12 protein-coding genes and 1 tRNA gene are annotated in these 12,784 nt (G+C 72.8%); 9 read left to right on the forward strand and 4 right to left on the reverse strand.

Translation table 11 applies throughout. The features are described from left to right. Positions 1–98: 98 nt before the first annotated feature. Positions 99–665, forward strand: a complete 567-nt coding sequence (locus RBJ65_RS16815; protein WP_306320395.1) for a hypothetical protein — start codon at positions 99–101, stop codon at positions 663–665. Positions 666–743: 78 nt separating this feature from the next. Here the strand turns inward: RBJ65_RS16815 and RBJ65_RS16820 are convergent, their stop codons facing one another. Then, the gene (locus RBJ65_RS16820; protein WP_306320394.1) at positions 744–1,616 is read right to left on the reverse strand and encodes a spermidine synthase; all 873 of its coding nucleotides are present in this window, start codon (positions 1,614–1,616) and stop codon (positions 744–746) included. 41 nt (positions 1,617–1,657) lie between these two features. After that, the gene (locus RBJ65_RS16825) at positions 1,658–2,104 is read right to left on the reverse strand and encodes a hypothetical protein (RefSeq protein WP_306320553.1); all 447 of its coding nucleotides are present in this window, start codon (positions 2,102–2,104) and stop codon (positions 1,658–1,660) included. A gap of 298 nt (positions 2,105–2,402) precedes the next feature. Between RBJ65_RS16825 and RBJ65_RS16830 the strand changes: the two genes are divergently transcribed. Beyond that, positions 2,403–3,779, forward strand: a complete 1,377-nt coding sequence (locus tag RBJ65_RS16830) for a tetratricopeptide repeat protein (protein ID WP_306320393.1) — start codon at positions 2,403–2,405, stop codon at positions 3,777–3,779. Between the two features lie 78 nt (positions 3,780–3,857). Here the strand turns inward: RBJ65_RS16830 and RBJ65_RS16835 are convergent, their stop codons facing one another. After that, on the reverse strand, positions 3,858–4,454 hold the full coding sequence (locus RBJ65_RS16835; RefSeq protein ID WP_306320392.1) for a histidine phosphatase family protein: 597 nt from the start codon (positions 4,452–4,454) through the stop codon (positions 3,858–3,860). A gap of 242 nt (positions 4,455–4,696) precedes the next feature. On the opposite strand from RBJ65_RS16835, the gene RBJ65_RS16840 reads away from it, so the two are divergent. From RBJ65_RS16840 to RBJ65_RS16870, 7 genes are all read left to right on the forward strand, one after another. After that, entirely contained in the window at positions 4,697–5,626 is a 930-nt protein-coding gene (locus RBJ65_RS16840) for a phosphatase PAP2 family protein (protein ID WP_306320391.1), read from the forward strand. Further along, the gene (locus RBJ65_RS16845; RefSeq protein WP_306320390.1) at positions 5,550–6,707 is read left to right on the forward strand and encodes a hypothetical protein; all 1,158 of its coding nucleotides are present in this window, start codon (positions 5,550–5,552) and stop codon (positions 6,705–6,707) included. The genes RBJ65_RS16840 and RBJ65_RS16845 overlap by 77 nt, the downstream gene beginning before the upstream one ends. A gap of 157 nt (positions 6,708–6,864) precedes the next feature. Continuing rightward, complete coding sequence (locus RBJ65_RS16850) at positions 6,865–8,466, forward strand: hypothetical protein (RefSeq protein WP_306320389.1); 1,602 nt, start codon at positions 6,865–6,867, stop codon at positions 8,464–8,466. Then, entirely contained in the window at positions 8,463–9,818 is a 1,356-nt protein-coding gene (locus RBJ65_RS16855) for an AAA domain-containing protein (RefSeq protein ID WP_306320388.1), read from the forward strand. The genes RBJ65_RS16850 and RBJ65_RS16855 overlap by 4 nt, the downstream gene beginning before the upstream one ends. Before the next feature lie 147 nt (positions 9,819–9,965). Beyond that, positions 9,966–10,322 (forward strand): hypothetical protein, encoded by a 357-nt coding sequence (locus RBJ65_RS16860; protein ID WP_306320387.1) that lies wholly within the window; start codon positions 9,966–9,968, stop codon positions 10,320–10,322. Between the two features lie 169 nt (positions 10,323–10,491). Beyond that, positions 10,492–11,130, forward strand: a complete 639-nt coding sequence (locus RBJ65_RS16865) for a bifunctional DNA primase/polymerase (protein ID WP_306320386.1) — start codon at positions 10,492–10,494, stop codon at positions 11,128–11,130. Beyond that, a tRNA-Lys gene (locus RBJ65_RS16870) sits at positions 11,121–11,194 on the forward strand. The genes RBJ65_RS16865 and RBJ65_RS16870 overlap by 10 nt, the downstream gene beginning before the upstream one ends. A gap of 204 nt (positions 11,195–11,398) precedes the next feature. Here the strand turns inward: RBJ65_RS16870 and RBJ65_RS16875 are convergent. Next, positions 11,399–12,688, reverse strand: coding sequence for a M6 family metalloprotease domain-containing protein (locus RBJ65_RS16875; protein WP_306320385.1), 1,290 nt, complete (start codon positions 12,686–12,688; stop codon positions 11,399–11,401). Positions 12,689–12,784 lie beyond the last annotated feature (96 nt).

Consider the following 12,784-nt stretch of genomic DNA (forward strand, 5'->3'; position numbering starts at 1 on the left):
GACGGCACCGTACGCCATCCGGCGGTTTTCGGGCCTCTCTCGGGTGACCGAGGTCCGTACGGGACACGTGGGGCGGGTGTGGTGCAGTATGGCCCGCGATGCACGAGACACCCGCGACGCCCCGCGCCCCGCACGCCGTCCGCCGACGGCTCGTGCACGGCGCGGCATGGCTGCTGGCCACGGGGGCCGCGGTGACGCTGTCGTGGTGGGGCGTGCACACGGTGATGGCGGGCACGGTGTACGACCCGCCGCAGGCGCTGCCGGTCGCCGCCACGGAGGACGAGCCCACGGCCACCCCACCGGTCTCCTCCTCGACCCATCGCCCGACCCCGTCCCCCGCAACGAAATCCCCCTCCCCGACCCACACAAAGCCGACATCCCTCACCCCCCGCCCGAGCACCACACCCCCGCCCTCCCCCACGTCCGGGTCCGACTCCGGGTCCGGCTCCGTGAAGAGCTACGCGACCTCGGGCGGCCGCGCGGTCTTCGACCTCAAGAAGACCTCCGCGACCCTGGTCTCGGCGACCCCGGCGGCCGGCTGGTCGGTCCAGGTCTGGAAACAGCCGACATGGATCCGCGTCGAATTCACCAAGGCCAACCAGAAGGTCTCCGCCTTCTGCACCTGGCACGACCACGAACCAACGGTCGAAATCGCAAAGTACTAACCCCGCACCACGATGCGGCCCTTCAAGCCCCGCCGGCGCTTGAGGCGCGGGGCCCGGGGCAGAGCCCCGCGACGTCGGCTAACGGAACACCGAGGGCGGCGGCGCCGGCGACGCCTTCGCCGACGCATCCGTCACCGCCCCCACCCCACCCGTAAACCCCACAAGCTCCCGCCCCCACTCCACCCGCCCCGGATGCGAATCCCCCGCCACCCTCCGCGTCAACTCCCCCACCGGCAACGGCAAAGCGCCGGCCACCAACACCGCGTTCCCGAACCTCTTCCCCCGCCACACCACCGGATCCGCCACCACCGCGACCTCGGGAAAGACCGCCCCCGCCGTGGCCACCTGCCCCCGCAGATACGTCAGCGGCGGCCCGTCCGCGACATTGGCGACGTACGTCCCCGTCCCCCGCAACACCCTCCGCACCTCGCCGAGGAACTCCGTACTGGTCAGATGCCCCGGCGTCCGCGCCCCACTGAACACATCGGCCACGATCACATCCGCCCAGTCGTCGGGCAGCCTGCCGAGCGCCTCCCGCGCGTCGGCGGTACGCACCCGGATCCGCTGCCCGGGATCCAACGGCAGCGCGCCCCGCACGAGTTGGACCAGCGCCCCGTCCCGCTCCACGACCTGCTGCGTGGACCGGGGCCGGGTGGCGGCGACGTACCGCGCCAGCGTGAACGCCCCGCCACCGAGGTGCACGGCCTGCACGGGGCGCCCCGGCTCGGCGGCCAGGTCGATGACGTGGCCTATTCGCCGCTGGTACTCGAACGACAGGTACGCCGGGTCGTCGAGGTCCACGTACGACTGCGGCGCACCGTCCACAAGGAGCGTCCACCCCGCCGCCCGGTCCCGGTCGGGCACGAGCTCCGCGAGCCCCCCGTCGACCTTCTCGACGACGGCCTCCCGCACCGCGCGCCCGCGCCCCTGCTTCCCTCGTGACCTTGCCATTCACCCATTATCGACGCGCCCGCACGGATCGGCTCATCGGTTCAACGGCAGTTGTCCGCCGCCTCGATCATGCGGGCCGCCTCGTCGAGCGCGGCCCGCAGCACCGCGGGGTCGGTGACGAGGTCCGTGGGCTGCTCGGCGGGGTCGGGCGGCAGCAGCCAGTCCGTGCCCTCGCCCGGCGGCTCCGGCCGCGGCCCCGGCGGCAGCGCGAGGCCGCGCCCCTCCGTGTGCGTGCAGTCGCTGCCCGGCAGGTCCCAGCCGTCCGCGGTGCCGGGCGGGACGAGGAAGCCGAGGGTGTCGCCGCCCCCGTCGTGCAGCACCGGACCAACCGTTTCCGTACGGTCCCGGCGCAGGATGTCGACCGCCTCAAGGCCCTGCCTGGCCGGCACCGTGACCAGATCGCAGTCGCCCGGCGGCGGCTCGCTGGACTCCTCGCTCGGCCGATGTCGTGCCGTCGTGGTCGTCGGAGTCGTCGGAAGTGACGTCATGGGCTGGGACGCGTCCAACACGTCGGCCCCTCCTCGCTCGTGGGGTTTCGCCGCATGGTTCAACGCACGCGGGTTGTCAACGGCTACGGCGGCACGCCGCCGCAAAGGATGGCAGTTCATGGCGGATCGTGGGTGAGATATCCGGTTTGTAGCTAAACCCAGCGTGTCGCCGTCTCGCCAGCCGGTACCTTCGAGCCTCGCCGGAACAAGGAAGTTGCGGCAGCCCGACCCGTCCCGGGACCCCGGCCGCCCCCAACTTCCTTGGCGTCCGGCACGGTTCGCACGGGAGGACCCGCTCATGACGTCGTCGCCGATTGTCCCGGACACCTCGACGCCGCAGTCTCCACGACCGAACCTCGCCTTCCGAGAGCTGCGCGGTCAGCGCTCGCCGGGCGAGTTCGCGGCCGCGGTGCGGCGCTCGGCGCGGGAGATCGGTGAGCGGGTCAGCTGCGACGCGCGCTACATCGGACGCGTGGAGGCCGGCGAGATCCGCTGCCCCAACTACGCGTACGAGCGGGTGTTCCTGCACATGTTCCCGGGCCGGACCCTCGCGGACCTCGGGTTCGCGCCCCGCTCCGCGGTACGTGGCCGGGGTGCGCGCACCGCGCCCGCCACCGCCGAACCTCAGTACACGTGCCACGCAACAAATGAGGAGAGCGACGTGCGACGTCGCGCATTCATGACCGGCATGACCGGTTCGACGGCCACCGTCGCCGTCGCCACGCTGACGCCCTTCGGCGTCCCCCCGCTCCCCGCCGACCTCGACCGGCATCCGGCGCGCGCCGGGATCGGTGCCGTGGAGGAGGCGATCCGGCGGATCAGGCTGCTCGACGACCGGCACGGCGCCGACGGCCTGTACCGGCGGGCCGCGGCCCCGCTGCGTACCGCGTTCGAGCTGCTCGACGCGGGTCCGGGGCAGCGCGAGATCACCGAGCGCCTGCAGACCGGCGCCGGTGAACTGGCCATTTCCGTGGGCTGGTTGGCCCACGACTCGGGCCGCTTCGACGACGCGCGCTCGCACTACGCGGAGGCCCTGGCCACGGCGCGGATGGCGGGGGACGAGGCGCTGGAGGCGCACGCGTTCTGCAACACCGCGTTCCTTGCGCGCGACGCGGGGCGCCCCCGCGAAGCGGTACGGGCGGCGCAGGCGGCGACCAGGGTGGCGGCCCGGCTCGGCTCACCGCGGCTGCTGTCGCTGCTCGCGCTGCGGGAGGCGGGCGGCTGGGCGGGGCTCGGCGACCAGTCCTCCTGCGAGCGCTCGCTGGCCCGCGCGCAGGCGCTGTTCGCGCGCGGGGCATCGGACGTGGACCCCGAGTGGATGTCGTTCTACGGCGAGGCCGAGCTGGAGGGCCTTGAGGCGCAGTGCTGGTCGGCGCTCGGTGGCTGGGAGCGGGCGTCGCTGCACGCGCGGCGGGCGGCGGCGCTCCAGGATCCGCACTTCACCCGCAACATGGCGTTGTACACGGCCGAGTTGGCGGACGATCTGGCGCGGGCGGGGCAGCCGGACGAGTCGGCGTCCGCGGGGGTGCGGGCGCTGAATCTGCTTCAGGACGTGCGGTCTTCGCGGATCGAGGGGATGTTGGCGACGACTGCGCGTGTGCTGCTGCCGCACCGGCGGGCTCGGGGGGTTTCGGCGTTCTTGGACGCGCATGCGGTGGCGCGGCGCTCGGCGTAGGTGTCTTCCTACGTCGCGGGGCGCTGCCCCGGGCCCCGCGCCTCAATCGCCGGCGGGGCTGGATTGGCCGCAGGGGCTTCAGTGGGTCAGGTGGTCCGTTTCGTTCCAGGACTCCAGGGCCGGTTCGCCGTAGGCCCAGCCGAGGACGGAGAGGGACGTCGGGTTCAGGCGGATGCGGGACGCGAAGTCCAGAGGGAAGCCGAGCCAGCGCGCACCGATGGAGCGCAGGATGTGGCCGTGGGCGAAGACCAGGACGTCGCGGTCGGCTGAGCGCGCCCAGTCCACGACCTCGTCGGCCCGGGCCGTGACCTCGGCGATCGTCTCACCCTCCGGCACCCCGTCCCGCCAGATGAACCAGCCGGGGCGCAACTCCTGGATCTGCGCAGGCGTCAGCCCCTCGTACGCCCCGTAGTCCCACTCCATGAGGGCGTCCCAGCGCGTGGACCGCTCGCCGAATCCGGCGAGCTCGCACGTCTCACGCGCGCGTACCAGTGGAGAGGTGCGCACCTCGACTCCGTCGAGCCCGTCGTAGGGGGCCCGGCCGAGCCGCTCGCCGAGGAGTTTCGCGCCGCGCCTGCCCTCTTCCAGGAGCGGAATGTCCGTCCTCCCGGTGTGCCGTCCCGACAGCGACCACTCGGTCTGTCCGTGCCGGGCCAACAGGATGCGCGGTGCCATGAAGAGGCCTCTTTCGAAACTACGAGCAACTACAAGGGGCTACGGGTGAACATGGGGCGATCGGGAAGGATCGCCCCGTCCATCATCGCGCAACCAGCAAGGGAGCCGCCCGCCGGGCAACCCGCAGCCTGATCGCTGCGTCTACGAGGGTCAGGGCTCGCCCACACAGGGCCCCACATACACCGTAAAATGAGGCCGTGGCCAGTGGCCGCCGCACGAGGGAACAGGGGGGAGCGGCCCGCATGTCGCAGACCGACGAGGCACCGCGCACGGAAGCGATACCCGGTGCCGGGCTCCGCTGGTGGACGGAGCTGCCGCTGATCCTCCTCGTGTACGGGGCGTACACGGCGGGCCGGCTGCTCGCCCGCGGCGACGTGAGCCAGGCCGTCGACCACGGTCTCGCGATACTCCGGGCGGAGAAAGCGGTCGGCCTCAACCTGGAGCACCCCCTCAACCGGCTGTTCACCCGCGAACCGTGGCTCGGCGTCCCCGCCGACTTCTGGTACGCCTCGTTCCACTATCTGGTCACGCCGATCGTCCTCGTCTGGCTGTTCCGCCGCCGCGCCGAGATCTACCGCACGGCCCGCACCTGGCTGATGACCTCGACGATGATCGGCCTCATCGGCTTCATCCTGGTGCCCACCTGCCCGCCCCGGCTGCTCGCCGCGGGCCACGGCTTCGTCGACACGATGGCGTACTACAGCTCGTACGGCTGGTGGGGCGGCGCGGCCAGCGCCCCCAAGGGCATGGGCGGGCTGACCAACCAGTACGCGGCGATGCCCAGCCTGCACGTCGGCTGGGCGCTGTGGTGCGGGGTCATGCTGTGGCGGCACGGCCGATCCCCGCTCCTGAAGGCGGTGGGCATCGCGTATCCGTTGCTCACGACCGTCATCGTGATGGGCACGGCCAACCACTACTTCTTCGACGCGCTCGCCGGGGTCGCGGCGATGGCCGCGGGCCTGCTCCTGACGAAGCCGGTGCGGATCGCGGCGGCCCGCGTACGGGAGTGGGCGCACGGGCTGGTCGCGGGCACGCCGGTCGCCCCGTCGGCCACTCCTGGCCCGATTGTCAGTGGAGAGTGCCAGACTGCCTCGGGTGAGCGAATTCCCCGACAGCGCAAGGCAGCCACGTCGCACGACAGCGGCGACGGGGCTGCGGCACCGGCTCGCTGAACTGCGCGGCCCGGACCATCCGCCGCGTCCGCTGGACGCCCGCGCCCTCGCGGCGCTGGCGGCGAATCCGGGCTGTCGAAGGCGGGCGCTCCTGGACGGCGCGGGCGTCGACAAGGCGCGTATAGCCGATGCGTTGGGGGCACCGTCCTCGTTCGGCCAGTCCCAGTTCGCCCTGGCGCGCGGCAATGTGTTCGAGGCGCGGGTGAAGGCGGACGGCGGGGCGGAGCTGCTGAAGCTGGTGCACGCGTGCGTGGATTCGTCCGCCGCCGAGCCGACCCCCGATCTCGTACGGGCCCCGGACCTGTCCGCGATCGGGCCCGAGGGGCGCACGGCGCGTACCGCGCTGGCCCTGCGGGAGGCCGTCGAATCGCCGGGCACCTGGACGTTCCTCGACCACCCGATGCTGTCGCTCGACGTGGCGGGCAGCCCGGCGTTCCTGGAGCCGGACGCGGTGGTGGTGCATCCGGACGGCAGCTGGACGGTCGTCGAGATCAAGTCGTTCCCGATGATCGACGGCGCGGCGGATGCGTCGAAGGTGGGCGCGGCGGCCCGCCAGTCGGCGGTGTACGTGCTGGCCCTGGAGGAGGTCGCGGCTCGGCTGCCGGAGGCGGAGGTGCTGGTCCGCGACCGGATCGTGCTCGTCTGCCCCAAGGACTTCTCGAACCTTCCGGCGGCTTCGGCCGTCGACGTGCGCAAGCAACGGGCGGTGACGCAGCGTCAGCTGGCGCGGCTGACGCGGGTGGAGGACATCGCGGAGGCGCTGCCGCCGGGCACCGTCTTCGACCCCGACCTGCCGCAGGCCGAGCTGACGGCGGCCGTCGAGGCGGTTCCGGCGACGTACGCGCCGGAGTGCCTGGCCGCGTGCGAGCTGGCGTTCCACTGCCGTGAGCGGGCGCGGGACGGGGGTGCGGTGACGGCGCTCGGGCGGCCGTTGCGGGCCGAGTTGGGGTCGCTGACCACGGTGGATGCGGTGCTCGCTGCCGCGCGGGGTGAGGTGGGTGATGCGGCGGATCCCACGGTTGCGGCGCTGCGGCGTGCGGCGGTACTCAGGGCGGAGGCGTTGGGCGGTGCGCGGTGTTGACCTGGTCCGTGCCCACGCCACGGGGCTCCGCCCCGGACCCCGCTGCTCAAGCGCCGCAGGGGCTTGAGTTGCCCGGCACTGTTCGGTGCAGGGCACACGGGCGGGTGGGAGGGAATACGTCGCCGCGGAGCGGCGGAGAACGTGAGGAGAAGTGCCGGTGAGCCTGATCGACCACCTGGCCCGCCTTGAGGCCACCGCAACAGGCCGGGCCCAGCCCAGCGCAACCGTCCGACACCGCCACATCTCGCAGCGCCCCCTCGTCCTCGTCCCGCTCACCACGGCAGGCGAGACCGGCGCCCCGCTCGGCGCGCTCGTCGGTACCGAGCGCACCTCGCCGCGCCTCCTGGTCGTCCCCCAGCCCCGCGACCGCGACCTCCGCTTCGCCTTCCTGACCCGCCTCGCCGACGAGATCCTCCCGTACATCGACACGTACGCCACCGACGTGGAAGCGGCCGAGCGCAGCGAGGTCGACGCGGAGACCGGCAAGAAGGTCAAGGTTGAGGTCGAACTGTGCGCGGACGCCCCGCAGTTGATCGTGCCGAGCCGCTCCGGCATCGAGTTCGTGCGCCTCCTCGGCCGCTCGATGCGCTTTCGCCGCACGGCCGAGCAGGACCCCGAGACGCCGTACCCCGCTCCCCCGCACGTCCCCCTCCTCGGTCGCTGGTTCACGCACTTCGGGGAGCGCGCCCGCGTCCCCGGCTCGGCGCTCCTCCTCGCGATGACGGACCTGCTCTCCCGGCACTGGGCGACGGGCCAGTCGAGCCTGGAGGACCAGCACTTGGCGGCGCTGCTCGCCTGGATCGAGGCCCCGGAGGGCACGTCCGGCGCCGACGCGGCACGCCGCGCCGAACTGGACCGCGACGCGCACGGCCAACTGCTGTGCCCACCGGCGGGCCCCGCCACCGACCCGGCCTTCGACAACAAGCTGCTCGCGCCCGCGATCGAGCGCTACGACAAGGCCCGCACGCGCCACGCGGCCGCGGAGGACGCCATCGAGTCCGAGGCCCGCCTCGCCGAACTGACCGCCGCCGAGCGGGAGATCCACGCCCTGGTCGAGTCCCGCACCCGCCCCACCTGGGACGCGGTGTGGCGCGGCCTCGACCAGCTGTGCACGCTCCCGGAGGGCGGATACGCGGCGGAGCGCTGGACCCGCGACCGCTGGTCGTTCACCGGCCACCGCGACCGGGTGGCGGCGGGCGAACCCCCGCAGCCGCGCCGCGACGACGCGGTGACGGCGGCGAACAAGCTGGCCACGCGCGAGCGCGAGCAGGCCCGTCTGGACGCGCAGCAGGCGCTCGACGACCCGCTGGTGATGGCGGGCCGCCGCCTGGCCGGGGAGGCGTTCGCCGGGGAGGTGACCGAGGTGGTCCCGGCGTACAACGACAAGAAGCGCCCCCGCCCGCTCGTCACGCTCCACACGGACGACGGACCACGCCTCGGCGCGGGCGTGAAGGTCTACCGCACCCTCGAAGGCAAGCCGCAGACGGCCGAGTTCGTGGAGTACGAGGACGGGGCCGGAGGCGAGGGCGAGGGCACGTCGGTCGTCCTGCGCATCCTCGACAAGATGGGCCGCGGCAAGGAGCCGGCCGAGGGCTCGCTGCCAGAGAAGGGCGACCGGGTGTGCTGGACGCTGTTCGAGCACGAGCAGCGCGGCGGCCCCAAACTGCCGGACCCCGAGGAGACCCCGTGGACGCACGGCGGCCCGCCGAGAACGGACGCGGAAGCCCCCGACGCCGTAACGAAGGAGGACCTCCTGTGACCACGCTCGCGACCGAGACCGGGACCGCCGGGCTCACCCCCTCCGAAGCCGCCGGCCAGGCCACCGCCGCGATCCTCCACGACACCCTGCACGGCACCGCGCGCGGCGTCGTCGTGGACTCGCCGCCCGGCGCCGGAAAGTCGACCCTCGTGGTGCGCGCCGCACTCGAACTGGCCGACGCGGGCCGCCCGTTGATGATCGTGGCGCAGACGAACGCACAGGTCGACGACCTCGTCCTGCGCCTGCACGCCAAGAACCCGCAGCTCGCCGTCGGGCGTCTGCACAGCAGCGACCCGGACGCGTACGAGAAGGCGCTGGAGGACCTGCCGAACGTACGCCTGTCGACAAAGGTCGGCGACCTCTCCCCGCTCCCGGTCGTCGTGTCCACGGCGGCGAAGTGGGCGCACGTCAAGGACGTCGACCCGTGGCCGCACGCGATCGTCGACGAGGCGTACCAGATGCGCTCGGACGCGCTGCTCGCGGTGGCGGGGCTCTTCGAACGGGCGCTGTTCGTGGGCGATCCGGGCCAGTTGGACCCGTTCTCGATCGTCGGCGCGGAGCAGTGGGCGGGCCTGTCCTACGACCCCTCGGCCTCGGCGGTGTCGACGCTCCTCGCCCACAACCCGGACCTCCCGCAGCACCGCCTCCCGGTCTCCTGGCGCCTGCCCGCGTCGGCGGCGCCGCTCGTCTCCGACGCCTTCTACCCGTACACGCCGTTCCGCAGCGGCACGGACGAGGGCGACCGGGAGCTGAACTTCACGGTGGCGTCGGACGGTTCGGCCCCCGACCGGGTCCTCGACGAGGCGGCGGCCTCCGGCTGGGGCCTGCTCGAACTCCCCGCCGCGCACACTCCCCGTACGGACCCTGAAGCGGTACGGGCCGTGGCCGCGGTCGTACGACGCCTGCTCGACCGCGAAGGGGTCACGCGCTCGGAATCCGGCGAGGGCGCCCTGACGGCCGACCGGATCTGCGTCGGCACCGCGCACCGCGACCAGGCGGCGGCGGTCCGTGCGGCCCTGGCCGACCTCGACGTCCACGACGTCACCGTCGACACGGCGAACCGCCTCCAGGGCCGCGAGTTCGACGTCACCGTCGTCCTGCACCCGCTGTCCGGCCGCCCGGACGCGACGGCGTTCCACTTGGAGACGGGCCGCCTGTGCGTGCTTGCCTCCCGGCACCGGCACGCGTGCGTGGTGGTGTGCCGCGAGGGCGTCACCGAGCTCCTCGACGAACACCCGTCGGCGGACCCGGTGCAACTCGGCGTCACGGTGAAGTTCCCGGACGGCTGGGAGGCGAACCACTCCGTGCTGTCCCGGCTGGCGAACCACCGGGTCCGCTCCCCATCGCCCTAACGTGGTTGCGGCCTCGGGGCTCCGCCCCGGACCCCGCGCCTCAAACGCCGGCGGGGCTTGATTTGCCCCGATCAAGCCCCTGCGGCGGCAGCGCCCCCTTGCGGCCCGACGGACAATGGAAGGTACCCGGCAAAAGGAGACCGCACCATGGCGGAGCCCGACCGCACACCCCAGCCCCAACCCCGGCTACGACCCGCCCCGCTGATCTTCGAACCCGCGGACGCCGCCGCCGACCCGGAGCACTTCTTCGACCTGGAGTCCATCGAGGACCCCCGCGAACTGCTCACCCGCGCCACGGAACTGACCCACGCCTTCCGCGCCGCCGCGGACCGCTCCATGGAGTTCCAGGCCGTCGCCGCGGCCCAGCTCGCCGACCCGCGCCGCTTCGACCGGCTCACCACTGCGGACATCGCGCAGCGCGCGGACTGGACCGAGGACTACGCGAAGAAGATGGTCGAGTTCGGCCGCGATCTGCTGCGGGGGACGGCGGAACAGACCACGTAGCGGGGGCGGCCGGGAGGTGCCGGACGGGGGCCGGAAGGGGGCCCGGCACGGCGCCGTAATGATCATTTGGCATATGCCAGCGGGCAAGATACTCCACCCCGCCCTCTCCTGTCCCGATTTCCCGCAACCCTTTGGAATCGCCCCCTCACACCCTGTAGATGTATGAGGCATGAGCACCGCGCCTCCGTACTCCCCCCACGCCCCGTCGGCACCGACCCCCGTCGTGCACGACCGATTCGACATCTGCGACGTCACCCCCGAAGGCGCCTCCTGGCTGGCCTCCGCCGGGGCGTATCCGCGTTCCACGATCGCGCACTGGGAGGCGAGGCCCACGGCCCCCGTCGTCCTCCCCTGCGGCTCCGTCTTCGACGTGGTGAACGTGCCCGCGATCTTCGGCCGTCGGATGTTAGACCGGCTCTGGGCCGAGGGCCCCGGCTCGGGCCCCGTCGCCACGCACCGCGGCCGCATGCTCCTGTTCACCGCGCCCGGCACCGCGCAGCGGCTGCCGTCGCTGCTGCGCTGGGAGGAGTGGGGCCCCAGCGTGCCGCCGCTGCTGTTCCACGGCTCCGGCGACGCGGTCACCGTGCCCGCGCCCACGTCCCGCGGCGGCCTCCGCCCCGACCAGCGCCGTGAGTCCCGCTGGGTGGTCGCCCCCGACACCCGTCACCCCTGGCTCCCGGGTCCCGAGGTCATGCGGTGGGCCTGTGTCCGGGCGGCCCGGGCGAGTGCGCAGGCCGCGGTGCGGATTTCGATTTTTCCTGCCGCCGATCCGGGTGCTAATGTCTACGACGTCGACCGGCGCCATTAGCTCAGTTGGTTAGAGCAGCGGACTCTTAATCCGCGTGTCCGGGGTTCGAGTCCCTGATGGCGCACCTGGAATGTGAAGGCCCTCCGCACCAGCGGGGGGCCTTCGTCGTGTTCACCGGCGCCATGGTTGCGCACCGGGGCTCTGCCCCGGACCCCGCGCCTCAATCGCCGGCGAGGCTTGAGTGGCCGAACCTGGGGCGCAGGCGACCACACTCAAGCCCCGCCGTCGGACGATAGCCCGCGGGGTCCGGGGCAGAGCCCCGAGGGTGTCACCCCGTGGTCGTCACCTTGACCGTCCAGGCCCCCGAATCCGTGCGGTCCTCCGCCTCCACGCGGATGCCCTCGCCCGGCACCGTGAAGGTCTCGCCGAGGGAGACCGGCGCGTCGGCGAGCGCCGGGTAGACGGACTCGCCGTAGCAGGCCTCGGTGCGGGGGTGGGCGTCGAGGACCTCGACGGGGCCGCCGCCGGACGGGGAGTCACTGTTCACCCGGTACACGAGAACGCCCCGGCTGCACGTCGCCGCGTCATTGCCGGAGCCGCCCCGCGCCTCGAGCGCGACGGCACTGTCGACCCCGGTCCTGATGACCGCGAGCTTCGTCCCGCCCCCCGTACCGAACGGCGCCCCGCCCCCGCTCGGCGCCGTGCTCAGCGGCTCCAGGCTGAGCCGCGTCTCCCCGCTCCGCTTCACACACGCCACCTGCCGCCGGTCCAGCCAGCCCAGCTTCCACTTGTGCCACCCGAAGAGGTCGGGCGAGAGGCCGAACTGGCTGCCCATGACGTCCCAGTCCCCGACGTACGTGTCCCAGTCGCCCTTCCCGTCGGTCGGCCGGTGGTAGAGGTCCGGCAGGTCGAAGACGTGGCCGGTCTCGTGCGCGAGGACGTTGCGGTCCGGTGGGTGGCGCTCGAAGACCGTGACGATGCGGCGGATGTCCGTGCCGTCCGCCCGCATCGGCCGGTCGAAGTTCACGACCTTCGTCGCGTCCGAGTCGACGCCCGGCGCGTCCGGGTCGGCGACGAAGTACACGACGTCGTACTTGCTGAAGTCCGTGTGCGGATCGGCCGCCTTGAGCGCGTCGTTCAGATACGCGCTGCGGTGCGGGGCGTCCCAGTCGCGCTGTATGGCGTACGAGGTGGAGGGGTGCGGCATCTGGATCCAGTGCCGCTGCGGATGCGGCACCAGGTTGAACTTCCCGTACGAGGCCCGGTCGAAGAACTGGCTGGTGGACGGGAAGTAGTCGGCGGTCAGCTCGCGGGGCGTGGTCAGCGGCAGCGAGTCGGGGAAGGAGAGGAAGACCATCACCGCGTTGAGGGTCTTCTTCGGCTTCGGGTACGCCGCGTTCCAGGTGTCCAGGCCTTCGGAGTGGTGGGCCGAGGTGCGCTCCAGGGCGCACGGCCCCGCGTACGGAACGGCCGCGGCGGGCCCCGCGACGAGCCCGGTGGCCGCCACCGCCGCCAGCGCGGTGAGCGCCGCCGCCAGTGCGCGCGGACGGGACGTGTCCACTCCCCCGAGTGGCTGCGGACGCGGCAAGTCGACCTCCGGGACGGGAATGCGGGGCACCCAACCCAGAGTGTTGGCGTATGTCAGTGTTCGCCCTGTTTATCTGGCCCGGACGAGTGAGCAGGCGACACTCCCGCCGATCACAGAACGTCACAG

The sequence above is a fragment of the Streptomyces sp. KL109B genome, from assembly GCF_030766935.1.
Classification (GTDB): domain Bacteria; phylum Actinomycetota; class Actinomycetes; order Streptomycetales; family Streptomycetaceae; genus Streptomyces.

Excerpts from the sequence above, each read along its gene's own strand:
- RBJ65_RS16815 (WP_306320395.1), top strand. The coding sequence starts at position 99 with ATGCACGAGACACCCGCGACGCCCCGCGCCCCGCACGCCGTCCGCCGA.
- RBJ65_RS16820 (WP_306320394.1), bottom strand. The coding sequence starts at position 1,616 with ATGGCAAGGTCACGAGGGAAGCAGGGGCGCGGGCGCGCGGTGCGGGAG.
- RBJ65_RS16825 (WP_306320553.1), bottom strand. The coding sequence starts at position 2,104 with ATGACGTCACTTCCGACGACTCCGACGACCACGACGGCACGACATCGG.
- RBJ65_RS16830 (WP_306320393.1), top strand. The coding sequence starts at position 2,403 with ATGACGTCGTCGCCGATTGTCCCGGACACCTCGACGCCGCAGTCTCCA.
- RBJ65_RS16835 (WP_306320392.1), bottom strand. The coding sequence starts at position 4,454 with ATGGCACCGCGCATCCTGTTGGCCCGGCACGGACAGACCGAGTGGTCG.
- RBJ65_RS16840 (WP_306320391.1), top strand. The coding sequence starts at position 4,697 with ATGTCGCAGACCGACGAGGCACCGCGCACGGAAGCGATACCCGGTGCC.
- RBJ65_RS16860 (WP_306320387.1), top strand. The coding sequence starts at position 9,966 with ATGGCGGAGCCCGACCGCACACCCCAGCCCCAACCCCGGCTACGACCC.
- RBJ65_RS16865 (WP_306320386.1), top strand. The coding sequence starts at position 10,492 with ATGAGCACCGCGCCTCCGTACTCCCCCCACGCCCCGTCGGCACCGACC.